Origin of the sequence: Solidesulfovibrio sp. DCME, from assembly GCF_049995385.1 — a bacterium.
Taxonomy (GTDB): Bacteria; Desulfobacterota; Desulfovibrionia; order Desulfovibrionales; family Desulfovibrionaceae; genus Solidesulfovibrio.
In genome coordinates this window covers 2,019,293-2,045,181 of sequence record NZ_CP188261.1, presented here as the reverse complement: position 1 = coordinate 2,045,181, position 25,889 = coordinate 2,019,293, and the positions used below count along the sequence as shown (strand labels likewise).

The 25,889-nt window shown below is 68.0% G+C and carries 21 protein-coding genes; 13 read left to right on the top strand and 8 right to left on the bottom strand.

Going from position 1 to position 25,889, the window contains the following annotated elements; all coding sequences use genetic code 11:
* The first annotated feature begins 2 nt into the window (after positions 1-2).
* The 13 genes from ACP59X_RS08695 to ACP59X_RS08635 all read left to right on the top strand — a co-directional run bounded on the left by ACP59X_RS08695 (position 3) and on the right by ACP59X_RS08635 (position 14,752).
* The gene (locus tag ACP59X_RS08695; RefSeq protein WP_428567968.1) at positions 3-2,393 is read left to right on the top strand and encodes an ATP-binding protein; all 2,391 of its coding nucleotides are present in this window, start codon (positions 3-5) and stop codon (positions 2,391-2,393) included.
* Positions 2,394-2,610: 217 nt separating this feature from the next.
* Positions 2,611-2,967 carry a DVU0259 family response regulator domain-containing protein gene (divK, locus tag ACP59X_RS08690; protein WP_428567965.1) on the top strand — a complete coding sequence of 119 codons (357 nt, stop codon included), beginning with the start codon at positions 2,611-2,613 and terminating at the stop codon, positions 2,965-2,967.
* A gap of 842 nt (positions 2,968-3,809) precedes the next feature.
* Positions 3,810-5,849, top strand: a complete 2,040-nt coding sequence (locus tag ACP59X_RS08685; RefSeq protein WP_428567962.1) for a beta propeller repeat protein — start codon at positions 3,810-3,812, stop codon at positions 5,847-5,849.
* A gap of 190 nt (positions 5,850-6,039) precedes the next feature.
* Positions 6,040-6,624 carry a LemA family protein gene (locus ACP59X_RS08680; protein ID WP_428567959.1) on the top strand — a complete coding sequence of 195 codons (585 nt, stop codon included), beginning with the start codon at positions 6,040-6,042 and terminating at the stop codon, positions 6,622-6,624.
* Between the two features lie 313 nt (positions 6,625-6,937).
* Positions 6,938-7,690 carry a TPM domain-containing protein gene (locus tag ACP59X_RS08675; protein WP_428567956.1) on the top strand — a complete coding sequence of 251 codons (753 nt, stop codon included), beginning with the start codon at positions 6,938-6,940 and terminating at the stop codon, positions 7,688-7,690.
* A 9-nt stretch (positions 7,691-7,699) separates the two neighbouring features.
* Positions 7,700-8,332: a TPM domain-containing protein gene (locus ACP59X_RS08670; RefSeq protein ID WP_428567951.1), complete on the top strand. Its 633-nt coding sequence runs from the start codon at positions 7,700-7,702 to the stop codon at positions 8,330-8,332.
* A 125-nt stretch (positions 8,333-8,457) separates the two neighbouring features.
* Positions 8,458-8,835: an encapsulin-associated ferritin-like protein gene (locus ACP59X_RS08665; protein ID WP_428567947.1), complete on the top strand. Its 378-nt coding sequence runs from the start codon at positions 8,458-8,460 to the stop codon at positions 8,833-8,835.
* 25 nt (positions 8,836-8,860) lie between these two features.
* Positions 8,861-9,664, top strand: coding sequence for a family 1 encapsulin nanocompartment shell protein (locus ACP59X_RS08660; RefSeq protein WP_428567942.1), 804 nt, complete (start codon positions 8,861-8,863; stop codon positions 9,662-9,664).
* Positions 9,665-10,152: 488 nt separating this feature from the next.
* Complete coding sequence (locus ACP59X_RS08655) at positions 10,153-10,362, top strand: TOBE domain-containing protein (protein WP_428567939.1); 210 nt, start codon at positions 10,153-10,155, stop codon at positions 10,360-10,362.
* 37 nt (positions 10,363-10,399) lie between these two features.
* Complete coding sequence (locus tag ACP59X_RS08650) at positions 10,400-10,609, top strand: TOBE domain-containing protein (RefSeq protein WP_428567937.1); 210 nt, start codon at positions 10,400-10,402, stop codon at positions 10,607-10,609.
* Between the two features lie 165 nt (positions 10,610-10,774).
* A complete protein-coding gene (cysS, locus tag ACP59X_RS08645) occupies positions 10,775-12,232 on the top strand; it encodes a cysteine--tRNA ligase (protein ID WP_428567933.1) in 1,458 nt (485 codons plus the stop codon).
* Positions 12,233-12,380: 148 nt separating this feature from the next.
* Complete coding sequence (locus ACP59X_RS08640) at positions 12,381-14,024, top strand: SGNH/GDSL hydrolase family protein (RefSeq protein ID WP_428567929.1); 1,644 nt, start codon at positions 12,381-12,383, stop codon at positions 14,022-14,024.
* An 8-nt stretch (positions 14,025-14,032) separates the two neighbouring features.
* Positions 14,033-14,752 carry an MBL fold metallo-hydrolase gene (locus tag ACP59X_RS08635; protein WP_428567926.1) on the top strand — a complete coding sequence of 240 codons (720 nt, stop codon included), beginning with the start codon at positions 14,033-14,035 and terminating at the stop codon, positions 14,750-14,752.
* On the opposite strand, the gene treY is transcribed toward ACP59X_RS08635, so the two are convergent.
* The 8 genes from treY to ACP59X_RS08595 form a co-directional block, all read right to left on the bottom strand.
* Positions 14,749-17,565, bottom strand: a complete 2,817-nt coding sequence (gene treY, locus ACP59X_RS08630; protein WP_428567923.1) for a malto-oligosyltrehalose synthase — start codon at positions 17,563-17,565, stop codon at positions 14,749-14,751. The genes ACP59X_RS08635 and treY overlap by 4 nt on opposite strands.
* Positions 17,565-19,988, bottom strand: a complete 2,424-nt coding sequence (locus ACP59X_RS08625; protein ID WP_428567920.1) for a DUF3536 domain-containing protein — start codon at positions 19,986-19,988, stop codon at positions 17,565-17,567. The genes treY and ACP59X_RS08625 overlap by 1 nt, the downstream gene beginning before the upstream one ends.
* The gene (gene treZ / locus ACP59X_RS08620) at positions 19,985-21,844 is read right to left on the bottom strand and encodes a malto-oligosyltrehalose trehalohydrolase (protein ID WP_428567917.1); all 1,860 of its coding nucleotides are present in this window, start codon (positions 21,842-21,844) and stop codon (positions 19,985-19,987) included. The genes ACP59X_RS08625 and treZ overlap by 4 nt, the downstream gene beginning before the upstream one ends.
* Positions 21,845-21,911: 67 nt before the next feature.
* Positions 21,912-23,255 carry a DNA repair protein RadA gene (gene radA, locus ACP59X_RS08615; protein ID WP_428567912.1) on the bottom strand — a complete coding sequence of 448 codons (1,344 nt, stop codon included), beginning with the start codon at positions 23,253-23,255 and terminating at the stop codon, positions 21,912-21,914.
* Positions 23,256-23,259: 4 nt separating this feature from the next.
* Positions 23,260-24,309 (bottom strand): DUF3426 domain-containing protein, encoded by a 1,050-nt coding sequence (locus ACP59X_RS08610; protein WP_428567909.1) that lies wholly within the window; start codon positions 24,307-24,309, stop codon positions 23,260-23,262.
* A gap of 59 nt (positions 24,310-24,368) precedes the next feature.
* Positions 24,369-24,890, bottom strand: coding sequence for a hypoxanthine phosphoribosyltransferase (hpt, locus tag ACP59X_RS08605; protein ID WP_428567906.1), 522 nt, complete (start codon positions 24,888-24,890; stop codon positions 24,369-24,371).
* Between the two features lie 51 nt (positions 24,891-24,941).
* A complete protein-coding gene (locus ACP59X_RS08600; RefSeq protein WP_428567903.1) occupies positions 24,942-25,409 on the bottom strand; it encodes an N-acetyltransferase in 468 nt (155 codons plus the stop codon).
* Positions 25,406-25,879: a TlpA family protein disulfide reductase gene (locus ACP59X_RS08595; RefSeq protein ID WP_428567900.1), complete on the bottom strand. Its 474-nt coding sequence runs from the start codon at positions 25,877-25,879 to the stop codon at positions 25,406-25,408. Before ACP59X_RS08595 ends, ACP59X_RS08600 begins: the two co-directional genes overlap by 4 nt.
* Between the last annotated feature and the right edge of the window lie 10 nt (positions 25,880-25,889).

Sequence of the window (25,889 nt, the reverse complement as noted above, 5' to 3'; positions counted from 1 at the left end):
CCATGGCGAGGCCGGAAAACAACCATGCCGCCCCAGGTGGCCCCCTGACCCGGTCCGCCGCCGCGGCCGGCGGCCTTTTCACGCGCATCCGGCGCTCGCTGATCACCAAGCTGGCCATCATCTGCGGCGCGGCGCTCATGTTTTTCTTCTTCCTGTGGTCCTCCCTCAACATGGAGGCCATGGAAGCCCTGTCCATGGCCAACACCGTCTCCGACATCGACCGCCTGGGCACGACCATCATCCTGGGGCTGCACGACTCCATGCTGACCTACGCCCCGGACGCCACCCAGGAGATCGTGCGCAACATCGGCACCCAGCGGGCCATCAAGTCCATCCGCGTCTACAACAAGCGCGGCGAGGTCAAGTATTCCAACCTGACCAGCGAGATCGGCACGGTCACGGACATCAAGCAGGAGGCCTGCTACGTCTGCCACCGCGTGGAGCCGCCCCTGGCGCACCTGGACATCCGGGAGCGCACCCGCATCTTCACCGACGACGCCGACCGCAAGTGCATCGGCATCATCTTCCCCATCGGCAACGACGCCTCCTGTTCCGGCGACCCCTGCCACGTCCACCCGCCGGGCAAGAAGATCCTGGGCCTGCTCGACATGGTGGTCTCCCTGGAGGCCTCGCAAGCCAACCTGGACCGGTTTTCCCGCATCAATTTCCTTATGGCCCTCGGCATCGCCGCCGCCGTCTTCCTCATCCTGGTGCTGTGCCTGCACCTGCTCGTCAACCGGCCCGTGCGCAAGATGATGCGGGCCACACGGGCCATCGCCGCGGGCGTGGGCTTCGAGGGCCTCGACCTGCGCCAGGCCGACGAGATGGGCGAACTCGGCCGGGCCATCAATGCCATGGGCCGCGAGGTGCTCATCAAGCAGGCCGAACTGGCCCGCCAGATGAAGCGCTACCAGGACCTCTTCGAGCACGTGCCCTGCACCATCACCGTCCAGGACCGCGACCTGCGCCTGATCAGTTACAACCGCCAGTTCGCCGACGAGTTCCACGCCCGGCCCGGCGAATACTGCTACAAGGTCTACAAGGGCCTGGACGCGCCCTGCCGCAACTGCCCGGTCATCCGCACCTTCGAGGACGGCGCCCCCCACGCCACCGAGGAGATCACCGTGGCCAAGGACGGCGGCAAGCGCTCCTTTTTCGTCAGCACCGCGCCCATGACCGACGCCGCCGGCAACGTCAACGCGGTCATGGAGATCAGCCTCGACATCACGGACAGCAAATTCCTTGAAGAAGAACTTGAACGTTCGCGCCGCAAGTACCTGGCGATCTTCAGCTGCATCCCCACGGCCCTGTTCGTCCTGGACCGCGACAGCCTGACCATCCTCGAATGCAACGCCACGGCCGAGGAGGTCTACGGCTGCCCGCAAAGCGAACTGATCGGCCGCGGCTTCCTGGAGCTGTTCGCCGACCGCGACCGGGAAGGCTACGAACGCCGCATCCGCGGCCAGGCCGCCATCGACCGGGCCCGGCACCAGAAAAAGACCGGCGAGGTCATCTACGTCTCCATCCGCATTTCCACGGCCGCCTTCCCGGGCAGCCAGGTCTACCTGGTTTCGGCCACGGACATCACCCGGCGGCTGGAAACCGAGCAGCAGCTCATCCAGGCCAGCAAAATGGCCACCTTGGGCGAAATGGCCACCAGCGTCGCCCACGAGCTCAACCAGCCATTGACCGTCATCCAGACCATCGCCGACCTGCTTTCGCGAAAGACCCGGGGCGAGGCCAGCCCGCCCAAGGAACTCTTCAAGGAGATGGCCGAGGGCATCGGCAAGCACATCGCCCGGGCCACGCGCATCATCAACCACATGCGCGAATTCGGCCGCAAATCGGAAATGAAGGTCGAGCCCGTGGACCTCGGCGAGGTCCTCTCGCGCACACTCGAACTGTTCAGCCAGCAGCTCAAGGTGCGCAACATCGCGGTCGCCTGCGACATCGCCCCGGACCTGCCGCCGGTCGCGGCCGAGGGCAACCGGCTGGAGCAGGTCTTCATGAACCTGCTCATAAACGCCCGCGACGCCATCGAGGACCACGCCGCCGCCACGCCGGGCGCCGCCAAGCGCATCGGCCTGCGCGTGTTCGCCGACAACGACTGGGTCACGGCCGAGGTCACCGACACCGGCGCCGGCATCGCCCCGGATATCCAGGACAAGGTCTTCGAACCGTTTTTCACCACCAAGGCCGTGGGCAAGGGCACGGGCCTGGGGCTTTCCATCAGTTACGGCATCGTCAAGGACTACGGCGGCGCCATCGACATCGTATCCGAGCCCGGCCAGGGCGCCCGGTTCGTCGTGCGCCTGCCCCGCCGGGAGGGCGAGGACGGCCCCCCCCGGGAAGCCGTCGCGCCCCTAGGGGAAACCGTCCATGGCAACAAATGAAACGACGGCACATTCGATTTGGCGACCAGGGCGGCCGGGCCCGTCGGGAACAGGCGGTCGCACCGCCACCGACAGGCCCTTCCCCGGCGCGCCCTCTCCGGCAAGGCGCCCGCGACACGGCGCCAACCGGTATTTCCGGCAGGCAAAGGCGATCATTGCAACCAACCCCAACGGGAACGCGGCCCCAGCCGGCCGCGAGCCCACCAAGGAGTCGGACATGGCCAAGAAAATCATGGTGGTGGACGACGATCCCCAGATCGTCTCCTATCTCGTCACGCTGCTTGGGGACAACGGATTCGAAACCTGTAGCGCCTCGGACGGCGACGCGGCCATGGAGGTGCTGGAACGGGAGCGCCCCGACTGCATCACCCTGGACCTGGAGATGCCCCACGAATGGGGGCCGCGGTTTTACCGCAAGTTCTCGCAGAAAGAGGAATTCAAGAACCTGCCGGTGGTGGTCATCAGCGGCCTGACCGGCCACGACATGGCCATTCGCAAGGCCGTGGCCGCCATCCACAAGCCTTTCGAACCCGAGGCCGTGCTGACGGCCGTCAAAAAGGCCTGCGGCGAATAGCAACGCACCGGGGCCTGCCCGCCGCCGGACAGGCCCCGGCCCCCTTGCCGCCTGACGCTTTCCGCCCTGGGCCGGCCTCCGCCTGCCCCGTCCGTGGGGCCGCAAGGCGGTCGGGTGCGCCCCGTTGCCCGTGCGGCCGCCGCTGCGCCTCCCCCGGCCGCGGGGCCAAGGCCGGGACGTTGCGCCCGGGGCCGCTGCCGCCACGCGCCTTCCGTAAGCCCGCACAGCCCGCCGCCCGGACTCGCTGCCTTGGCTGCCTTCCCCCTTTCCCGCGACACACCCCTTCGGATTGCGCCCCCCTGCTCGGCCGGCCACGATCACCCGGATGCCGGCACCAGGCTCGGGCCGGCCCTGCCTGGCCTGCGCCACACCGACGCCGAAGGGGCGGCTGCCCCCCGGCGGCCAAGCACTGGCGTCATCTGGCTTTTATTGCGTTGAAAATGCGCTGCGACATCACCTGGAGTCGTGTGGCCAGTCGTTTCCTGGCTTGCATTCCCCCAGTGGGCGAAAGCCGGCAGCCTGTGCGCGCCCTTCAGGGCAGCGGGGCGCGAAAAGGTGCTCACGGCCCGGGCAGATGCTGCAAGCCTGCTCCGATACCGTTGTACGCTGCCAGGAGCCGTCCGTTCGATGGCCATTTTTCGGGCGTGTGCTGGCCACAAGTTTGTCCTTTACGGCAATGCGCTTTTCCTGGTAATCTTCAACAATAGGGTATCCCAATACGCGCCATCCATGGCCTGCCTTTTTGCCCATGCCCACGGGTACGACAGGGCCATGCAACCCACAGAGCAACGGTTACTGTTAACGAGAAAACTGTTTCACATCCAAACAACAAGGGAGAAGCCATGGACGCCTCTATCGCCCTGCGACAACTCGCCTTGCTGTTGTGCCTGCTTCTCGCCGCCCTAGCCGGCCGGCCGGCCGGGGCCGCCACCGGACCGTGGACCTTCCTCACCCCCACGCCCACGGGAAACACCATCCACGACGCCTACAGCCCCGACGGCGGGACCACCATCTACCATGTGGGCGACGGCGGCCTGATCCTCAAACAGGTGGGCAGCACCTTCACCTTCATGGACTCCGGCACCACCGCCCCGCTCAAGGGCATCGCCGGCAGCGGCCCGAGCGACATCTGGGCCGTGGGCGGCAGTGCCCTGGCCACCTCCAACGCCGACCCGGTCCGCTCGGTGCTGCTGCACTTCGACGGCACGTCCTGGACGTCGACCACGCCGCCCACCTGGTCCGGCTTCCCGGACCTCTACCCCATGCGCGACGTCTGGGTTTCCGCTACCGGCCAGGCCTGGGCCGTGTCCGAACTGTCCAGCCTCGTGTCCAAATGGAACGCCGGCAGCGCCGCATGGGAATTCGAGACCTTCTACGACCCCAAACTGGTCAATTACCCCGTGCTCAGTTCCGTCTTCGGCTTCTCCGCCAGCGACGTCTACGCCGTGGGCAGCTACGGCACCATCCTGCACCGCGACGCCACGAGCTGGAGCGCCATGGTCCAGTTCGAAAACGTTGCGAGCAACACCAGTTACAACCTGTTGCGCTGCGTCTGGGGCCCCGACGCCGACCACGTCTTCGCCAGCGGCAACTCCGGCCAGTTGTACCGGCTCATTCCCTTGGCCAGCGCGGACTGGAGCAAGGTCAACGAGGGCGGCTTCTTCTTTTCCGCCTATGAACTGGCCTCCATGGCCGGCACCGGCCCCGACGACATCTGGTTCGTCGGCGCCTCCGGCGTCATCCGGCGCTGGACCGGCGCGATCAATGACCTCGCGGTCTACGACGACCCGGCCTACAAGGCCAGGACGTCCATCATTTCCGTGGCCGGCGGCAACTACCACCTCACCGGCACCCAGGGCCTGCTCCAAGCCATGAACGGCACCACCGCCGCCCGCACGGACCTCAATGTGCCGGTCGCGGCGCTCACCCCCTGGCGGGCCGTGACCTTCGCCGGCAAGCTCTGGCTCGCCCCGCGCTGGAGTTCGCCAACCAGCGGCGTGTCCACCTTCAGCGGCGGCCAACTCACCAAGCATCCCATCACCAACCTGTCCGGCGATACCTACGTCACCGCCTTCAAGGCCTTTTCCCCCACGGATTTCTGGTTCTCGGGCCTTGATTCCGGCAACGCTGTCCTGCTGCGCGGCAACGGCACGGCCTGGTCGTCCTGGCTGCCGCCGGGTGTCTACGGGGCCATGAGCATCCTCGACGTGGTCAAGGCCACAACCGGTGCCTATGCCCTCATCCAGGCGGCCGGCTCGGAAACCGGCATGCCCTGCATCGTGGGGAGCCAATATATGGAATGCCCCACCAGCCTCGGTGCCGACGCCTACCTCTACGCCGGCCTGGCCGCCGCGACCGGCGGCGATGTCTACGCCGTGGGGACCGCCGGCCGGGTGGCCCGCTGGCACGACGGGGCCTGGAGCGTGGCCACCATTGGCGCAAACGGCGACAACCTGGCCGCCGTGGCCGCCGGCGGCGGGGCCATCGTGGCCGTGGGCCAAAACGGCTGCGCCTTTTTCACCACCGACGGGAGCAACTGGCAGCCCGTGTCCGGCGTGAGGCGGCTTGAGCCGGTCGACGGCTATTCGCTGTACGATTTCACGAACATCGTGCATGCCGGGGGCGGGGTCTTCTGGGCCGTGCTGACCAGCAACAGCCGTTGGACCGACGGCGGCAAGAGCTCGCTTTACCGCATCGAAAACGGCCAGGCGACCCTGGTCCAGGGCGGCTACACCAACATCCTGTACGCCCTGGCCGCCGCCGCCGACCAGCAGGCCGCCTTCGCCGCCGGCGAGGGCGGCGTGATCATGACCACCAACGCCGGGTTCCACGAAACCGGCCCCCCCCTGCCCTTCCTGCCGCTTCTGCTCCAAGGGCAGTAGTATCAGGCGCCGGGCGGTCCCGGCGCCTCGCCTCCCGCCCGTTTCGCCTTGGCGACTCGGGAGGACGACGCGTTCGTGAAGGCGGCCCCGACGCGTCGCCTCACGCCCGTTTCACCGCTCCCCCCTTGCCTCCCGCTTCCAAGGGACTTACACAGGATGCATGGTGCGTATGACCCATCAAGGAGTAACCATGACACGCCTCGTCAGCCTTCTGTTCGCCCTGCTCCTCCTGCCCGGCCTCACCGGCTGCGGCTACAACCAGATGCAAACCAACGAGGAGGCGGTCAAATCCGCCTGGGGCAACGTGGAATCGTCCCTGCAACGCCGGGCCGACCTCGTCCCCAACCTGGTGGAGACGGTCAAGGGCTACGCCAGCCACGAAAAGGACACCCTGACCGCCGTGGTCGACGCCCGGGCCAAGGCCACGCAAGTCAAAATCACCGCCGATTCCCTGTCCGACCCCCAGGCCATGGCCGCCTTCCAGCAGGCCCAGGGCCAGATGCAGTCCTCCCTGTCCCGGCTTTTGGCCGTTGTGGAAAACTATCCGCAGCTCAAGGCCGACCAGAACTTCCGCGACTTGCAAAACCAGCTCGAAGGCACGGAAAACCGCATCAACGTGGCCCGGCAACGCTACAACCAGTCCGTGGAGACCTACAACACCTCCATCCGCACCTTTCCCAACTTCATCACCAACTCCCTGCTGCTGCACTTAAAGGCCAAGGAATACTTCAAGGCCGACGAAGCCGCCCAGCAGGCGCCCAAGGTGAAATTTTAAGGGAAGAATGCCTCCGGCGGCCAGGGGCGTTGCCCCTGGACCCCACCAGGGGGATAATCCCCCTGGACCCCTTCAAGGGGGGACCATGAAGGTCACCGTATTGCACGGAGCAAACATGCCAACCACAGGCCACTGCCCCATTGCCCCCGCATCCCTTCGGGCCGGACAGCCCCTTCCCCCCCGTCGGGGAGGTCCAGGAGGGGGTCACCCCCTCCTGGCCGCCGGAGGCATCTTCCTCTTATTCTTTCTTCTCCTCCTCCTCATCCCCTCGATCACCCGGGCCCTGGGCGTACCCAAGCTCACGGGGCGGGTGGTGGACAATGCCCACCTGCTCTCGCCCCAGGCGGCCAGCGCCCTGGACGCGCGGCTGGCCGAATTCGAGCGCACGGACTCCACGCAGGTGGTGGTGCTCACCATCCCGTCCCTTGAGGGCGAATCCCTGGAGGAGTACGCCATCAAGGTGGCGCAAGCCTGGGGCATCGGCCAGAAGGGCAAGGACAACGGCGCCCTGCTGCTGGTCTCCAAGGGCGACCGCAAGGTGCGCATCGAGGTGGGCTACGGCCTGGAGGGGCGCCTGACCGACGCCTTGTCCGGGCGCATCATCGACTATGCCATCGTGCCGTCTTTCAAGGCCGGCAAGTTCGATGCCGGCATCGAAAACGGCGTTTCGGCCATCATCGAGGCCGTGCGCGGCGAATACAAGACCGAGCCGGGGCATGGCGGCAAAGCCGGCCACAACGACGACAACGCCTTTTTCGGGCTTTTCATCCTGGCCATCCTGCTGACGGCCTTTTTGTCCCGGCTTCCGGCGTTGGCCCGGGCGGGCATCGGCGGCGTGGTGCTGCCCGGCGTGGGGGCGCTTTTCGGCCTGGGGCTTGGGCTCTTGGCCTTGCTGTGCCTGGCCGGCGTGGTGCTCGGGCTCATCGGGCCGGCGCTGTTCTCGTCCAGCCGGGGCGGCGGTGGCGGCTATTATTTCGGTGGCGGCGGCGGTGGTTCTTCCGGCGGGGGCGGCTTCTCCGGCGGCGGGGGCTCCTTTGGCGGCGGCGGCTCGTCGGGAAGCTGGTAGGAGGCGGACATGCAGCGATTGGCCCGGATATTTCTCTCCCCAGGCGAACAGCAGGCACTCCTGGCGGCCGTGCGCGAGGCCGAGGCGAAAACCGGCGCCGAGATCGTGCCCATGGTGGTCGGGGCCAGCGACAGCTACCCCAAGGCCGAGTTGGCCTGCGCCCTGACGGTCGGCCTGGTGGCCGGCGTGGTCTTGAGCCTGCTTGGCGGCACGCGGGGCATGTGGCTTTTTCTGGTCTATTTCGGCCTGTTCACCCTGGCCGGTTTCCAGGCCGCCAAGCGCCTGCCGGCGCTCAAGCGCCATTTCGTCTCGCCCGGGCGCGCCCAGCACGAAACGCTGCAAGCGGCCCAGGCCGCCTTTTACGTCCACGGCCTGGCCGATACCCGGGAACGCAACGCCCTGCTCGTCTACATTTCGGTTTTCGAGCGGCTGGTCTTGCTGCTGCCGGACAGCGGCCTGGCCCGGAAACTGGACCGGTCCGTGCTCGACACGGCCGCGGCCGCCCTGTCCGAGGGCATCCGCCAGGGACGCCAGGCCGAGGCCCTGACCCGGGTCATCGCCCACCTGGCCGAGGACTTGGCAAAGCCTTTCCCGCCGCGCCAGGGCGACACCAACGAACTGAAGGACATCATCCTGCTCTAGGCCGCGCCTTCCCCACCGCTGCTCTTTTTTTTCACTGCCCGGCGTTGCAATCGGCGGCGCCTGTGGCATAGTGGCGCAAATTCTTCAGCCCCACTCGCGGGGCACTTCGCTTGAAGGAGTTGCGCATGGATCAGTATCACGAGCCCATTGCCGAGCTGTCCCCCCAGGACCGGGATTTCGTCCGGGCACTCAACAGCATCAAGGAAGAACTGGAAGCCATCAACTGGTACCATCAACGCGTGGCCGCGGCCAGCGACCCGCAGATCAAGGCCATCATGGCCCACAACCGCGACGAGGAGATCGAACACGCGGTCATGGGCCTGGAGTGGCTGCGCCGCAACATGCCCGTGTGGGACGCGACCATGCGGACCTATCTGTTCACCACCGGCGACATCACGGCCCTGGAGGACGCGGCCACGGGCGGCGAAGGCGAGGCCGGCCCGGCCGGCAGGCCCGCCTCCGGCGGATCGCTGGGCATCGGCAGCCTCAAGGGCAACCGTTAGATTCCTTTACGGACAAGGAGACGCCATGGATATTTTAAAGCGCGACCTCGCCCCCATCACCGCCGCCGCCTGGCAGGCCGTGGACAACCGCGCCCGCCAGACGCTCACCAACATGCTGTCCGCCCGCCGGGTGGCGGACGTGGCCGGGCCGCTGGGCTGGGAATACGCCGCCGTGCCGCTGGGGCGCATCGAATACGCCAAGACCCAGTCCGTGTCCGGCATCACCTACGGCCTGCACCAGGTCAAACCCCTGGTCGAGGTCAAGGTGCCCTTCGCCCTGGACATCGCCGAAATCGACAACGCCGCCCGGGGGGGCAAGGACATCGACCTCACGGCCCTGGACGAGGCGGCCGAGAAGCTGGCCCGCTTCGAGGAGGAGGCCGTCTACCACGGCTTCGCCCCGGCCGGCATCAAGGGCCTGTCGGATGTCTCCAGCCAGACGCGGCTTAAGCTTTCCAAGGACCCCGAGGACATCGCCGAAAAGGTGTCCGTGGGCCTGACCGCCCTGCGCAAGACCTCGGTGGAGGGTCCCTACGCCCTGGTGGTCGGCCCCGAGACCTGGGTGGCCCTGTCCGGCCACGTGCGCGGCTATCCCCTGTCCCAGTACCTGGAAACCATGCTCGGCGGCGAGGTCATCGTCAGCCCCTTCCTGGAGGAGGCCTACCTGCTTTCCACCCGGGGCGGCGACCTGGAACTGACGCTGGGTGGTGACATCGCCATTGGCTACGCCTCCCACGACACCGAGAAGGTTTCACTCTTCTTCCTGGAATCCTTCACCTTCCAGGTGCTCGACCCGACCGTGGTCGTGCGCCTGGACTGGCAGGGCTAGGCGACAGCCCGGCAGCGGGCCATTCGTTCGCAGGCCGTGTCCGGGCCGCTCCCCAAGGCTTGGGCACGGCCTACGGCCGGCTTTGGCCGGCTGGGTCGTCTCCAGCGGGGCTGCCCGGCCCTGACACGTCTCGTTTTCCTCCCCTCCGTTCTGGGCCGGACCGCAACGGGCTCCCCGGCAGGACCAGCCGAACTGGTTTGTAACAATTCAGCAGGCTCCCCCAAAAAAACTCATTCGTCAACACTATAATATAATTACTTAATGTTGTGTTTCTTTTATACACATACTGTCACGAAAATTCTATTTTCGTGACTGTTTTCAGCTAACACTTTGTGATTACAAATGTTAATAAAAACATTGTTGACACGAAAAAAATAATTTGCGTGTGACTAAGAAATATCCTATCTCTTTCCCAACGGCAGCACACAACCCAGGCAGGCGTTCGTAGTTCGGCCCAACAACCAACAACCCCGCAAGGAGACGCAGCCATGAAAGTCAGCGCCCGCAACCTGATCCCCGGTACCGTCAAGAAGGTTTCCATCGGCATGGTCAACGCCGAGGTCGTCATCGAAGCCGCCCCCGGCGTCGAAATCGTGTCCGTGATCACCAAGGAGTCCGCCGAGGCCATGGGGCTCAAGGCCGGCTCCAAGGTCAAGGCCATGGTCAAGGCCTCCAGCGTCATGGTCGTCACCGACTAACTCTCCCCCCACAGACGAAACTACCAAGGAGAACGCCATGAAAGTCAGCGCCCGCAACCTGATCCCCGGTACCGTCAAGAAGGTCTCCATCGGCATGGTCAACGCCGAGGTCGTCATCGAAGCCGCCCCCGGCGTCGAGATCGTGTCCGTGATCACCAAGGAATCCGCCGAGGCCATGGGGCTCAAGGCCGGTTCTTCGGTCAAGGCCATGGTCAAGGCCACCAGCGTCATGGTCGTCACCGATTAATTTCCGGTTTGCGCCAACCGCGAAGGCCGGCGATCCTGGAAGGGACGCCGGCCTTTGTGGTTTTCGTGCCCCTGCCGCGCTCCAAGGGACGGCCACTCCCCGGCCCTCCCTTGACTTTAGCCAGTCCCTTTGCAAAAGGGGGGGACTTTTCCTGGGAGGCTTGGCATGCAGCTTTACAACACCATGACCCGGACCAAGGAGGCCTTCGTCCCCCGCCGGCCGGGCAAGGTGGCCATGTACGTGTGCGGCATCACCGCCTATGACCTGTGCCACATCGGGCATGCCCGCTCGTCCGTGGTCTTCGACGTGCTCGTGCGCCACCTGCGCCGCCTGGGCCTCGACGTGACCTTCGTGCGCAACTTCACCGACGTCGACGACAAGATCATCAAGAAGGCCAACACCGAGGGCGTGTCTTCCACCGAGGTCGCCGAGCGCTACATCGCCGCCTTTTACGAGGACATGGACCGGCTCGGCATCCTGCGCCCCAACGCCGAACCCAAGGCCACGGAATATATCGGCGAGATGGCCCAGCTGGCCGAGCGCCTCATCCAAAGCGGCCACGCCTACCGCACGCCGTCCGGGGACGTCTATTTCCGGGTGCGCTCCTTTGACGGCTACGGCAAGCTCTCGGGCCGCGACCTCGAGGACATGCGGGCCGGTGCCCGGGTGGCCCCGGGCGAGGAAAAGGAAGACCCCCTGGATTTCGCCCTCTGGAAGGCCTCCAAGCCCGGCGAACCCGTCTGGGAAAGCCCGTTTGGCCCGGGCCGGCCCGGCTGGCACCTGGAATGCTCGGCCATGAGCGAAAAGCTGCTGGGCATCCCCATCGACATCCACGGCGGCGGCCAGGACCTGGTCTTCCCCCACCACGAAAACGAGATCGCCCAGAGCGAGGCCGCGGCCGGCGGCGAATTCTGCCGCTACTGGGTCCACAACGGCTTCGTGCGCATCAACACCGAAAAAATGTCCAAGTCGCTCGGCAATTTCGTCACCATCCGCGACATCTACGCCCGCTACCTGCCCGAGGTGCTGCGCTTTTTCCTGGTCTCCTCCCACTACCGCAGCCCGCTGGACTATTCCGACCAGGCGCTGGACGAAGCCGAAAAGGGCCTGCGCCGCATCTACGCCGCCAAGGCGCAAATGGAGCAGGCCCTGACCCGGGCCAAATGGTCCGGCACCAAGCTGCCCGCCGAGGTCGGCCAGGAACTGGCCAAGCTCGAGGAAGGCTACGCCGCGGCCATGGACGACGACCTCAACACCGCCCAGGCCCTGGGCCATGTTTTCGGCCTGGTGCGCCTGGCCGGCCGGCTCATGGAGGACAAAACCCTGGCCAAAAGCCAGGAAACGGCCGACGTCCTGCGCCGCATTCTGGCCGACCTGGCCGACTGGGCCACGGTGCTCGGGGTGTTCGGCAGCGACTCCGAAGCCTTTCTGGAGGCCCTCAAGGCCAGCCGGGCGGCGCGCCTGGGCATCGATGCCGCAAAGGTCGAAGCCCTGCTGGCCGACCGCCTGCAAGCCCGCCAGGCCAAGGATTTCGCCCGCTCCGACGCCATCCGCGACGCACTGGCCGGCCTTGGCGTCACGGTCATGGACACCCCGGCCGGCCAACGCTGGGACGTGGCCTAGTGTGGCGTTCGCTAAAAAATATGTTAATATTTTTTAGTAAAAACAACTAGTTAAACATGTTATTCTAGAAAGCCCCACCAGCCCGCCAAGCCACCCGCCCGGCCGCGGCATCGCCACGGCCGGGCCGGGCCACCGGGAGAAATCGGCCATGCCGCGCACTGGCAACACCGTTTGGCGAAACGCCCTGCTGGTCGCCCTGTCCCTGCTTGTGGCCGTGGCCGGCCTGGAAGGCCTGGCCAGGCTGCTCGCCCCGGCCGACGACGTGGCCGGCCGGGGGCTCGACCTCCAGCATTTCGCCGCCGACCGGGCCGCCGAGCCCGACGCGCTGCTCGGCTACCGCCTGCGGCGCAACGCGGAAGTGGCCAACTTCCGCTTCAACAACCTGGGATTCGTCGGCCCGGACCTGGCGGCGCACAAGCCGGCCGACACCTTCCGCATCCTGTGCCTGGGCGGCTCGACCACCCTGGGCGCCGGGGCCGAGGCCGACCGCTTCAGCTACCCGGCCCTGCTCGGCGAAATCTTCCGCCGCCTTAACCGCAATCCCGACGCCCGGGTGGAAGTCGTCAATGGCGGCGTCTTCGGCTACCACAGCTGGCACACGCGGCTGCGCACCCAAAAGGAACTGCCGGCCCTGTCCCCGGATTATTACGTTCTTATGGATGGCCTCAACGACGTCATGGCCGCCTGCCGCCAGATGGCCCCGGCCGACCTGGACCGGCTGGCCGATTCCATGGATGCCGTCCTGCGCACCCTCGTGGCCGGCCGGGCGGACGGGGTCGCCGCCTGGCTGGAACGCCGCCTGTCCGGCCTGGCCCTGACCCGGCTGGCCCGGGAACTCGGCCGCAAGCTGCGCCCGGCCCCGTCCGCCGCCGGCCAGGACTGCGCGGCCCGCCTGGAAAAATTCCGCTTTCGCGGCAACCTCGAGGCCATCCTGGCCCAGGCCAAGGCCGACGGCATCGGCACCCTGGTCGTCAACTACCCCTGGCTCCCGGCCGGGGAGCCGGCCGTGGCCGCCTCCATGGGCCTCAATAGCGACGACGTGCGCCTCTACGGCATCGGCCGGGAGGCCGTGGCTGCCGTCAACACGGACGTGACGCGGCAAGACGGCGTGCCCCTGGTCGACCCTCAGCCCCTTTTCGACCAGGCCGTGACCGCCACCGGCAAGCCGCACCTGCTGTATTCCGACACCGTCCATTTCACGCGCCTGGGCAATTTCGCCCTGGCCAAGGCCGTCTACGCCGCCCTGGCCGCCGACCCGGCCGTGGCGGCGGCCACCGGCCGCGCCACGCCGGCCACGGACGCCACAATCGACGGGCTTTTTCCCGACATCCTGGCCTGGCGCCCGGCCGACGGCTCGGGCTGGCCCACGGCCAGGGAGCCGGCCCTGGACACGGCGGCCCTCGAGGAAACGGGCCTGGCGATCAAGGGGCCGGACGGCGAAGGCACGGCCAGCCTGACCCCGGCCGGCGAGGCAGCCGTCATCCGGCTGCGCCTGTCCGGGACGCCGCCCGAGGGGGCCTTTTTCTTCCCGCGCATCAGCGGCGACGGCAAAAGCGCCGTGCGTGTCCTGGCCGTTTCCCCGGACGGCGCGAAACGGGAAATCTTTGCGCTGCGAAACGACACAGGCGACGGCATCTGGTCGCCGGTGTCCGGCCGCTACGCCGTATCCCTGCCGCGGCAGCCGGGCCTGGCCCTGGAAATAGCCCTGTCCGGCCACGACGCCCAGGTCTGGTCCCGGGGCGGCAAGCTCTTCTTCGCCGCCGCGCCCGAGGCCGGCCGGGCGGCGAACTGAGCCGGGCCATGGCCGCCGACATCGTCTACATCCACCACGACTGCTTCGCCCTGCGCGCGGCCGGCCGGACGCTTGTGTTCGACTACCCGGCCCCGGCCTACCTGCCGCCCCAGGCGGCCCAGGCGGCCGCGCCCCTTTTTCGCGGCGCCGACCTCACGGTATTTGCCTCCCACAGCCACGACGACCACTTCGACCCGGGCATCCTGGCCGCCACCAGGGAGGCGGCCGCCAGGCGCTTCGTGGTTTCCGACGACGTGGCCGACCGCTACGCCGACCGCCTGCCCCCGGACGCCCTGGTCCTGGAGCCGGACGCCATCGTCACGGTCGGGGGAATGACGGTGGAGGCCATGGAAAGCAACGACATGGGCCTGTGCTTTCGTCTCGAGCTGGCCGGGCTTTCGGTCTATTTCGGCGGGGATATGGCCCTGTGGGACTGGCCGGGGCAGTCGCCGGCGGCGCACCGGGCCGTGGGCATGACCTGGCGGCGCCTGCTCGGCCGGCTGGCCGCCCGGCCGCTGGATGTCGCCTTTTCCAACATGGACCCGCGCCTGCCGAGCCTGGCCGGGGCGCCGGATTTCGTGGAAACCCTCGCCCCGGCCGTGTTCGTGCCCATGCACCTGGGCGGGCACACGGAATACCTCGCCCGCTTCGGCGAGCGCCTGCGACGCCCGGGCACGGCCCTTTTTGCCTACGCCGCGCCGGGAGACGTCTTCCCGCTTACCGCCTAGGCCCGCTGCCCCGGCGCCGACACGAGCAGCGCCACGGGGAAATCCCGCAACAGGTCCTTGAGATACAGCCCCTGGCCGGAAAATTCCCGGCCGGTCATGGCCTCGACCAGGCGGGAAACGCCGTCCGGGACTTCGGCCAGGCGCGTGTCCTCCCAGGCCTCGCCCAGGGCGAACACGCCGCCCCCGGGCGCGAGCCCGGCCAGGCGCCAGGGCAGGACAGCCAAGGCCGCCTCCCCCTCGCCCAGGCGCCACAACCCGAAGGCCTGGCCGGCCAGGGGCCCCTCGAACCGGGCCGGCAGGTAGCCGCCGGCCGCGAACAACCCGGGATGCGCCCCCCGCACGGCCAGGCCCCGCCACAACGTGAACAGCTTGATGCGCCCGTCCTTGGGCGCGGCGGCCAGCTCCCGGCAAAGCGCCGTGGGATCGGCCGCAAACGCGGCCGTAAGCTCCCGCAGCACCGTGGCCCGGGCCGCGAAATCCACCGGCCGGCGGTTGTCCGGGTCGACGAAGGACAGGTCCCAGTCCTCGGTGCCCTGGTAGATGTCCGGCACGCCGGGGCAGACGAGCTTCAGCACGGTCTGGGCCAGGGAATAGCTGTAGCCGAGTTCCGTCACCCGGCGGCAAAGCGGCGCGAAAGCGGCCCCGAAGGCACTGTCCGGGCCGTCGCGCAGCAGGGCCTCGGCAAAGCCGGTCAAGGCCTTTTCGTATTCCAGGTCCGGGCTGAGCCACGTGGAGTGCTCCTTGCCCTCCCGCACGGCCTTGACCAGATAGGCGGCCAGACGCGCGCCGAACCCGGCCAGTTCCGCCTCCCGGACCGGCCAGTGGGCGGCCAGCGCCTGGTAGAGCATGTATTCGTCGTTCTTGTCCGGCGCCGGTTTGTCGCCGAGCATGACCTTGCGGGGTTGGTTGGCCCGGAAAAACCGGCCCAGGGCGGTCCGCCAGGCGTCGGGCATCTCGGACAGGGCGGCCAGGCGCATGCGCGCGTCCTCGCCGCGCTTGGCGTCGTGGGTGGCGGTGGCGCTCATGGACCGCGGCCAGTGCTCGGCCCGGTCGGCCATGGCGGCGTGAAAGGCCTCCGGGGCCAGGCCGAAAGCCCCGGGCTGGGCCCCGACCTCGTTTTGGCACAGCAGCCGGCCCAGCACGTAAAAGGCCGTGTCCTCCACGCCCTTGGCCATCAGCGGCCCGCTGACCTGCTGGAAGCGCATGGCGAAGCGCGTCCACAGGGCTTTTTTGTCTTCGCTCAAATGCTCGTCGTACTGGAGGAGCAAAAACCGCTCCAGGAAATCCAGCTCGTAGGCCAGATCGGCGTTGTGGCGCTTGGCCCGGCGGATGGCCGTGCGCACGTAGCCCATGTCCGCCGGCCGGATGGCGTCGGGCGAGATGTAGGTGCGGTAGACCGGGAAATGGGCCAGCACCTCGGCCAGCGCCCGCTTGGTCGAGCGCAGGGTGATGTCGAAGCCCCGGCGGTCGAGGCTGGACACGGCGTTTATAAGCCGGGCCAGGTTTTCCACGTCGCCGTACATGTGGGTTTCGATGATGCGGCTCTTTTTCCAGACCACGACGTCCTCGGCCCGTTGGCGCCGGCCGGTGAATCCGGCGTAGATGCGCTCGAAGGCCTTTTCCTGGGCGCCGTCCACGAACAGGCCGCACACGGCGTTGAGGAAATCGTAGCCCGTGGAGCCGGCCACGGGCCAGAAGGCCGGCAGGGCCTCGCCGGCCAGGCAGATCTTTTCCACCACCACGTAGGCCTCGCCCACGGCCTCGCGCAGCCGGCGCAGGTAGCGGGCCGGATCGTAGAGCCCGTCGATGTGGTCCACCCGCAGGCCCGAGAAAAGCCCCTCCTTGACCAGTTCGAAAATCCGGCCGTGGGAGTGGCGGAACACGGCCTCGTCCTCGACCCGCAGCGAAATGAGGTCGTTTATGGAGAAAAACCGGCGGTAGTTGATCTCCTCGCCGGCCACCTTCCAATAGGACAGCCGGAAATACTGCTCGGCCAGGAGGCTTTCCAGAAGCGCCCGCCGGTCCTCGCCCTCCCCGGCCTCGCCCGCGCCGTTGTTGACCCGGTCCAGATTGGCCGTGATGTGGCCGCGCACGGCGATGCTCCCTTCGTAGAGCTCGGAAAGCATCCGTTTGACGAAAGAGATCTGGTCGTAGCGCTCGTCCCGGGCATCGTCGGCCGGCAGGGACTTGATGGTGTAGAGCACGCCCAGAAGCTTGACGTAGTCCGGCGCGTCGCGGCCGAGGGCCTCGCGCAGCCGTTCCAGGTCCAGGGTGAGGATGCGGACGTAGGAATCGATGCGCAGCGGAAAGCGCAGTTCGTAGTAGCGCACGAAAAAGCCGTCGGCGTCGAAGCCGATGGTGATCTCGCCGGCCTCCAGGACCCGGCCGTAGAAGTTGCCCAAAAACGGGGCCAGCATGCGGCCCTTGATGCTCTCGTAGGGATGGTCCCAGTCGATGTCGAAGGACTGGTAATAGCGCGAGGCCGGGCCGTTTTCCAGGACATCGACGAGCATGCGGTTTTCGCCGGAAACGGCCATATGGTTGGGCACGATGTCCTGGATCCAACCCAGGCCGCGCTTCCCGGCCGCCGCGATCAGCGTGCGCAGGCCCGCCTCGCCGCCGAGTTCGGGGCTGATCTCCGTGTGGTCGCAGACGTCGTAGCCGTGGCTCGAACCCGGCCTGGCCCGGAAGATCGGCGAGGCGTAGAGGTGGGAAACGCCCAGGGCGGCCAGGTAGTCCAGGACGCCAAGGCAGCGGGTGAAATCGAAGTCCCGGGAGAACTGGAGCCGGTAGGTGGCGATGGGGGTGCGCATCAGGGTAACCTCACCTTGAGGGCCTCGGCCACGGCGGAAAAAAGCTCCACCCAGCGGGCCGCCGCGGCGTCCCCCGCCCGCGCCCCGGCCTTTTGGGACGGATAACAACACCGGGACAGCTCGAAGACGACGTTCTGGGCCTTCCAGAGGTTGAGGCCCATGGGCAGGGCGGACAGACGGTCCAGGGCCTCCCGGACGGCGGCCAGGGCGTCCGTGTCCACATGCTCCTCGCCAAAAGCGGCCAGGCGCCGGTTGATCCACTGCGCCCCCAAAAGGCCCAGGGCGCCGGAGTCCAGGGCCAGGCCGAAGCGGGCGGCATCCTGGAGGTGGCTGTCCAGGCGGTCGTAATCGATGGTTTCGCCGCCAAGCAGGCGCCGGACGTCGGTTTCCACGACAAAGGCGGCGGCGTCCAGGAAATGCCGGGGGATGGGCATGGACAGCCACTGGAGGAAACTGAGGATCGGGTAGTTGTTCTCGAAAATCCGCCGGTACATGGCCTCGGCCGCCTGGTATTCCGGGGCCAGCACCTCGCCGACGACCTTGCGCTGCTCGTCGCGGAACAGGTGCCACAGGGAATAGGTGTGGGCATCGAAGTGGCTGTCCAGGACGCGGACGGTCTCGGTCAGGTCGCCGCGCTCGAAGACCCGGCGCAGGTCCGCTTCCATGGCCGCGAAGCTGGCGGCGTCGCGGGAGGGCCGCAGGCCGCAGGTCAGGTTGTGGCCGCCGGCATGGACCACGGCGAAATCGGCCTCCAGGGTTTCCCCGGTCAGGCCGGAGGCGATGGCGGCCCGGCCGGTGAGCAGTTGGGCCCGGCCGGCGGTTTCCCGGCGCAGGCCGCGGCCGCGCATCCGGTAGCAGCCGTAGGCGTGGACATCGCCATAGGCCTCGAACAGCGAGGAAATGGCGTAGTGGGCGCCGGCGCGCATGATGTCCACGGCCGCCGGCTTGGCGTAGCGCTCGTAGGCCACCCGGCCGGTGGCCACGGCATTGCCCGGGGCCTGTTCCAGGATGGCGGCGAAGGCCTCCTCCACGGGTTGGCCGCCCAGGGCCTCGGCCAGCTGGATGGCCCGGGCGGCATACTGGAGGACCTGCACGGTCTCGATGCCGGAAACCTCGTCGAAAAACCAGCCGCAGCTCGTGTAGGCGAGCATGGCGCAACGGGCCATCTCCATGAGGGCCAGGGCCTGGGGCCGGTCGGCCCGGCGCAGCCCCTTGCGGCCCTGGCGTTTGAAAAAGGCGGCCACCTTGGCCTCGGCGCGGTTATTTATGACGTCGATGTAGGCATCCCGGGCCGCCCAGGGATCGGCGAAAAAGGCCGGCCCCCGGCTGTCGAGGATGGCGGCGCAACGGTCGCGCAGCAGATCCATGGCCTGGCGCAGGGGGGCGCGCCATTTCTGGTGCCAATGCCCGTGCATGCCGGAATTGCAGCCGCAGTCCGCCCGCCAGCGCTCCACGCCGTGGACGCAGCTCCAGGAGGAATTGTCGAAGATTTCCGCCTCCATGACCGGCGGATGGCGGTCGAGGTAGGCGGCGTAATTGATCAGTTCCACCGACGGGTCGGCCTCGATAAGCGAGAGGCAATAGGTGAGCGCCATTTCGCCGAAGCTGTGGTGGTGGCCGTAGGTTTCCCCGTCCGTGGCCACGTGGACGAGCTGCGGCCAGTCGCGGCCCTCGTCGGTGAAGGCGGCCAGGAGCCGGCCGCAAAAGGCCTCGCCGCTGGCCAGCATGTCGCCGAAGGCCATGTCCTGGGAGATGGGGCCATCGTAGAAAAAGACCGTGAAGGTGCCCCCGTCCGGCAGGCGCACCAGGTAGGGCGTGGTCGGGTCCACCCGGCCGCCGGAGACATCGCGCCAGTCGCCCTGGCCAAGGGCCCGCACCCGGGCGGCCTGGTTGGGGGCCAGGATCGTGAAGCGCAACCCGGCCTCGGCCAGGATGGCCAGGGTCTCCAGGTCCACAGCCGTCTCGGGCAGCCACATGCCCTCGGCCTCCCGGCCGAAGCGCTGGCGAAAATCGGCCAGGCCCCAACGCACCTGGGTAACCTTGTCGCGCTGGTTGGCCAGGGGCAGGATCATGTGGTTGTAGGCCTGGGCCAGGGCCGAGCCGTGGCCGTCGAAGCGCTCCATGGACAGCCGGTCCGCGTCCACGATGGCCTGATGCAGCTTGGGGTGGTGGCTGCTTAGCCAGGACAGGAGGGTCGGGCCGAAATTGAAGCTGATCTTCGAGTAGTTGTTGACGATTTCGACGATATGGCCGTCGCCGTCGAGGATGCGTGAACCGGAATTGGGGCCGTAGCACTCGGCCGTGATGCGTTCGTTCCAGTCATGGTAGGGGTGGGCCGAATCCTGGACCTCGACTTCCTCGATCCAGGGGTTTTCGCGGGGCGGCTGGTAGAAATGGCCGTGAATGCAGACATAGCGGTTCATGGCGCGGCCGCCTCCTTGCAGGTGTAGACCACCGCCCCGTGGGCCGGCAGGGTCAGCGTCCCGGCCGGGCGGTCGGGCGCCAGGTTTCCCGCGCCGCCGAACCGGGCCTCCCCGGCATCGAGGCAGCGCGCGTAGGCCTTGAGGCTCTCCGAGGCGCCCAGGCGCAAACGCACCGGACGGGCGGCGGCGTTGAAAAGGCACAGGAACCGGCCGTCGGCGCCCCGGCGCTCCATGGCCAGGGCCTTGGCATCGTCCAGGGGCCAGACCCGGGTCAGGTGGCGGCGCGCCTCCCGCAGGGCCGGCGAGGCGGCGCGCAGGGACAGCAGTGCCTTGTACCAGGCCAGCATGGCCGCGTGCTCGGGCCGGGCCAGCCGCGACCAGTCCGGCCGGCTGGCGGCAAAGGTGGCCTCATCGAAGGGATCGGGCACCGCGCCGCGCCAGCGGAACCGGGCGAACTCCCGGCGCCGGCCCTGGCGCACGGCCTCCACCAGCCCGGCGTCCAGGTGGCTGATAAAATAGCAAAAGGGGTTGGTCTCGCCCCACTCCTCGCCCATAAAAAGCAGCGGCGAACCCGGGGAGAGAATGAGCAGCGCGGCGGCGAGCCTGGCCGCGTCCGGGCCGACGAGCGTCACGAGCCGTTCGCCCCGGGCCCGGTTGCCGGTCTGGTCGTGGTTTTGCAGGCAATTGACGCATCGGTCGGCCGGCAGATGCCCGGCCGGCCGGCCACGGCGGTGGCCGAAAAAGGGGCTGTGGCGGCCGGCGTAGACGAAACCGTCGGCCAGGGCGGCCACGACGTCGTCGCGGGCGCCGTAATCGGCGTAATAGCCCCGCTTTTCACCCGTGAGCCAGGCATGGACGGCGTGGTGGAAGTCGTCGTTCCAGACCCCGTCCAGGCCCAGGCCGCCGCCGGCCTTGTCCGTGATGACGGCCGGGTCGTTCAAATGAGTTTCGGCGACCAGGAAAACCCGCCGCCCGGACGCGACCTGCCAGCCTGCCACGGTTTCGGCCAGCTCGGCCACGAAAGGAACCGGCCCCTGGTCGTAGATGGCGTGCACGGCGTCCAGGCGCAGGCCGTCGATGTGGTAATCGCGCAGCCAGTACAGGGCGTTTTGGAGGAAAAAATCCCGCACCGGGCCGCTGGCCGCACCGTCGTAATTGACGGCCTCGCCCCAGGGCGTGCGGTAGCGGTCGGTGAAGTACGGCCCGAAATCGCGCAGGTAGTTCCCTTCGGGGCCGAGGTGGTTGTAGACGACGTCGAGGACCACGGCGAGGCCGGCGGCGTGGCAGGCGTCGACCAGGCGGGCCAGGCCGGCCGGGCCGCCGTAGGCCTGGCTTGGGGCGAAGGGGGCGACACCGTCGTAGCCCCAGTTGCGCCCACCCGGACACTGGGCCACGGGCATGAGCTCCAGGCAGGTGACGCCGAGCTGCCGCAGGTGGGGCAGGCGGTCGATGACCGCGTCGAAGGAGCCCTGCGGGGTGAAGGTGCCGACGTGGATTTCGTAGGTGACGCGCCGGTCGGGCGGCGGCGGCACGAAGGACGCGTCGGTCCAGGCGAAGGCGCCCACGTCCACCAGGGCCGACGGGCCGTGGACGTCGTCGGGCTGGTGGCGCGAGGCCGGATCGGGCCGGCGGACCCGGCCGTCCAGGGAAAAGAGGTAGCGCGCGCCAGCGGCGAGCCCCGCGCGTTCGACGGTGAAATACCCGCCGGCCAGCCGCTCCATGGCGACTGTGGCATCCGTTTCGGGGAGGATCAGGTCAAGGTGTTGGCAGCGCGGCGCCCAGACGGTGAACCGCCAGGAGGTTGGGCCGGTTTTTTGCGGGCCGACCGGCAACGACCCGGTGCGTATTCGTTGCATACGTTTTTGTATGCAGCAAATACCAGGCCGGGTCAAACAGCGAAACCGCCAACGCGGGACGGACCGCTCAGCCCTTGGCGAACAACAGACGCGCCAGTTCGGCCAGGTTGTCCACCCTGGGCCCAAGCCCGCCGGCATCGGGGCACAGCACCGGCCCGTAGCCCAGGCGCTCGGCCTGCTTGAGGCGCCCGTCGTGGCCGGCCACGGGCCGGATGCGCCCCGACAGGTCCACCTCGCCCCACAGCACCGCCCCGGCCGGCAGGGGCCGGTCGTAGAACGACGACAGCACGGCGGCGGCGATGCCGAGGTCGAGGCCCGGGTCCTGGATCTTGAGCCCGCCGCCGATTTTCGCGTAGATGTCGGCCTGGCCGAGGTTTAGGCGCAGGCGCTTTTCCAGCACGGCCAGAAGCAGATGCAGCCGGCCGACGTCGAGCCCGAGCGCCGCCCGGCGCGGCACGGACAGGAAGGATTTGGCCGCCAGGGCCTGCACCTCCACGGCAAAGGGCCGCCGGCCCTCCACGGCCATGACCACGGCCGAGCCGGACACGGCCGGGTCGCGGTCGCCCAAAAAAAAGGTGGACGGATCGGGGATCTCCCGCAGCCCCCGCTCGCGCATCTCCATGACGAGCAGCTCGTCGGTGGGGCCGTAGCGGTTTTTGAGCACGCGCAGGATGCGAAAGAGGTGGCGCCGCTCGCCCTCGAGGTAGAGCACGGTGTCGACCATGTGCTCCAGGAGCTTTGGCCCGGCGATCTGGCCGTCCTTGGTCACGTGGCCGACCAGCACCAGGCAGGCCTGGCCGCGCTTGGCCGCCTCCACGCACGAGGCGGCCAAGGTGCGCACCTGGGACACCGAGCCGGCCGCGCCCTCGACGCCGGAAACGTGCATGGTCTGGACGGAATCGACGATGACCAGGTCCGGCGCCGGAGTGGCGCCCAGGATGTCCACGGCCGCGCCGGCGTCGGTTGTGGCGGCGGCCAGCAGGCCCTCGTGGAGCACGCCCAGGCGTTCGGCCCGGGCCTTGAGCTGGGGCAGGGATTCCTCGCCCGACACGTAGACCACCCGCCGCCTGGCCGCGGCGGCAAGCCCAGCCAGTTGCAGCAGAATCGTGGACTTGCCGATACCCGGCTCGCCGCCGAGCAGCACCGCGCCACCCGGGGTCAGGCCGCCGCCGAGCACCCGGTCCAGGCCCTCGATGCCCGTGGGAAAGGGGCGAAAATCCTCGTCGGGATGCTCGCCCAGGGGAATGGGCGTGCCGGATGCGGCGGGCGCGCCCGCACCCACTCGGCCCGGGCCGGCCACGCCCTCGACCAGGGTGTTCCACTCGCCGCAGCGCGGGCATTGGCCGCGCCAGGTCGGCGCGGCCCCGCCGCAGGACGAACAGGTGAAGACGCGCTTGGCCTTGGCCGCCATGTGCCTACCGGGCCGGGTCCTTGGCGTCCACCACCTTGACGCCGAACTCCTTGACCGCGTCCGGCGGATCGAAAAAGACGACCATGAACGGTGTCTCGCCGCCCGGGGCGATGTTGGTGTTGTTGGTCAGGACGCCGACCTGGGAGGCAAGGGCGTTTTTGAGCTCGTCGCGGGTCATGACCTGGAGTTGGAACAGCGAAACCGTGTTGCCGGCCAGGTCTTCCTGGGAGGCCAGGGTGGTCCCCTTGTCGTCAAACAGCGAGGCCTCGATGCGGATCATTTCCTTGGGCGTCTTGAAATTGTTGACGGCCTTGCCTTCGATGACAAAGAGTTGCCCGGCCTTTTCGTTGGAAACGTAGTATTGGCGGACATTTTGCAGCATGATGTCCTTGACCTTGGCCGTTTCCTCGGGCTTTTTCGCGGCCGCGTCGGCGGCGGGCGGCGCCTTGTCGGCGGGCTTGCCCGGTTCGGCCGGGGCAGGCTTGCCGGGTTCGGCCGGGGCGGTTGCCGCCGGCGGCTGGGCGGCGTCCTTGGCCGCCTTCTTGCCGGGCCACAGGTCGAGGTAGGAGACGGCGGCGATGGTGGCCGCGATGATGAGGCACACGGCGCCGACGATGACGAGCGCCCGCTTGCGTCGGTCTTTTGACGCGGCACTGCCGGGCAGCGGGATGTCGGCCACGTCGTCGAGGCTGAAACCCGGTTTGAAGGGCGTGTCGTCGGCCTCGTCGTCGTCCTTGCCGCCGGCCGGCCCCTCGTAGGTCTCGGAATGGAACAGGTCCGGGGGCACGTCGTCGTCGGGCATGGAGGCGCCGGGCGCGGGTTTTGGCGCGGCCGTGGGGGCGGCGGGCGCCTGGGCCCGGCCGGCCGCGGCCGGGGTTTCGGCCATGTCGTCGGGGAAGTCGAAGTCGGTGAGCCCCCCGAAATCCGGCGCGCCGGGCGCATCGACGTGAAAGACATGGCGGCATTTGCCGCACCGCAGCTTGGCGCCGTCGGGTCCGACCTTGTCATCGGGCAAATTGAACTTGGACCGGCAATTGGGGCACTGGACAATCATGGCGCATCATCCCTATCGGTTACGGTTTGCGGCCACCCCTGCAAATCCGGGGCCGAAGGCTACCGCACCAGTTCGTACACGCCGCGCAGACGCCGCAGCCGCTCCCCCACATCCATGCCGTAGCCGACCAGGAACACTGGCGGGGCCGCGAAGCCGACGAAATCCACGGCCACGTCCACCTCGCGGCGGTAGGCCTTGTCCAGCAGGGCGCAGACCTTGAGGCTGGCCGGGGCGCGTTTGGCCAGCATGTCCAGCAGATAAGCCAGGGAGCGGCCAGTATCCACGATGTCCTCGACCACCAGCACGTGGCGGCCGGCGATGTCGGTTTCGAGGTCCATGAGGAAGCGCAGCTCCCCGGGCGAAGTGCCCGCGCCGTAGCTGGCCAGGCGCACGAAATCGAGGACCGGGCAGAAGTCCAGCGCCCGCAGCAGGTCGGCCATCAACGGGAGCGCGCCCTTGAGCACGCCCACCATGACCACTTCGCCCATCCCGGCGTAATGGGCCGAGACCTCGCGGCCCAGTTCGGCCACCCGGGCGGCCACGGCCGCTTCCCCGAACACCTCGCGCAACGTTTCGGACATGACACCCCGCGCTTGGGGCCGCTCGCGCCAGCGGCCGGCCCCACGGCTTGCCTACATTTCCATGATCAGCGCGTTTTCGTCGCACTCCGGAAACTTGGGGCAGTTGATGCAATCGGCCCAGACCTTTTGCGGCAGCTTCTCCTTTTCCACCGGGACAAAGCCAAGGCGCTCGAAGAAATGCGGCCGGTAGGTCAGGGTGAAAACCTTGTAGATGCCAAGGGTCACGGCGTCGGACAGGCAGGCCTCGACCAGCCGGCCGCCCCAGCCCTGCTTCTGGATGTCCGCGACCACGGCCAGGGAGCGGATCTCGGCGATGTCCTCCCAGGTGATGGACAGGGCGCAGCAGCCCAGGATGCCCGGCGCGTCGTGGCCGGCCAGGACGAAGAAATCCCGCAGGTGGCTGTAGAGTTGGTTGAACGAGCGCGGCAACAGGAATTCCTGGCGGGCGCAGTGCATCAGCAGGGCGTGGATCTGCTTGACGTCCTGGATGCGCGCCTTGCGAATGAAAAGCCCGCTCATTTGCCCGTGTCGGCAAGCAGGCTGTCCACGGCCCGCTTGAGTTCGTCGCCGGACATGTAGCCGGCGTGGTTTACGGCTTGCTGCCCCGTGACGTCGTAGACGAGGGTCTTGGGGATCATTTTCACGCCGAAGGTGGCCATCACGTCGGGGTCGGCCAGGTGGACCGGGAAGTTGAACGGCGTCTGCTTGACGAACCGGGCGTACTCGCCCTGGTCCTGGTCGAGCGAAATGCCGAGGAACACGACCTTCTCCGCCGGGTAGTGCTTGCGGGCGGCGATGAAGTCCGGAATCTCCATCAGGCAGGGCCGGCACCACGAGGCGAAGAAGTCGACCACGACCACCTTGCCCTGGGCGGCCACGATGGCGTCGAGCACGCCCTGGCCGGTGATGGGGCCGGCGTCCTGCCCGGCGGCCCGAACGGCCGGCAGCGTCAGCAGGGCCAGCAGCAATGCGAGGGTGCGTATGCGCAACGAGACATCC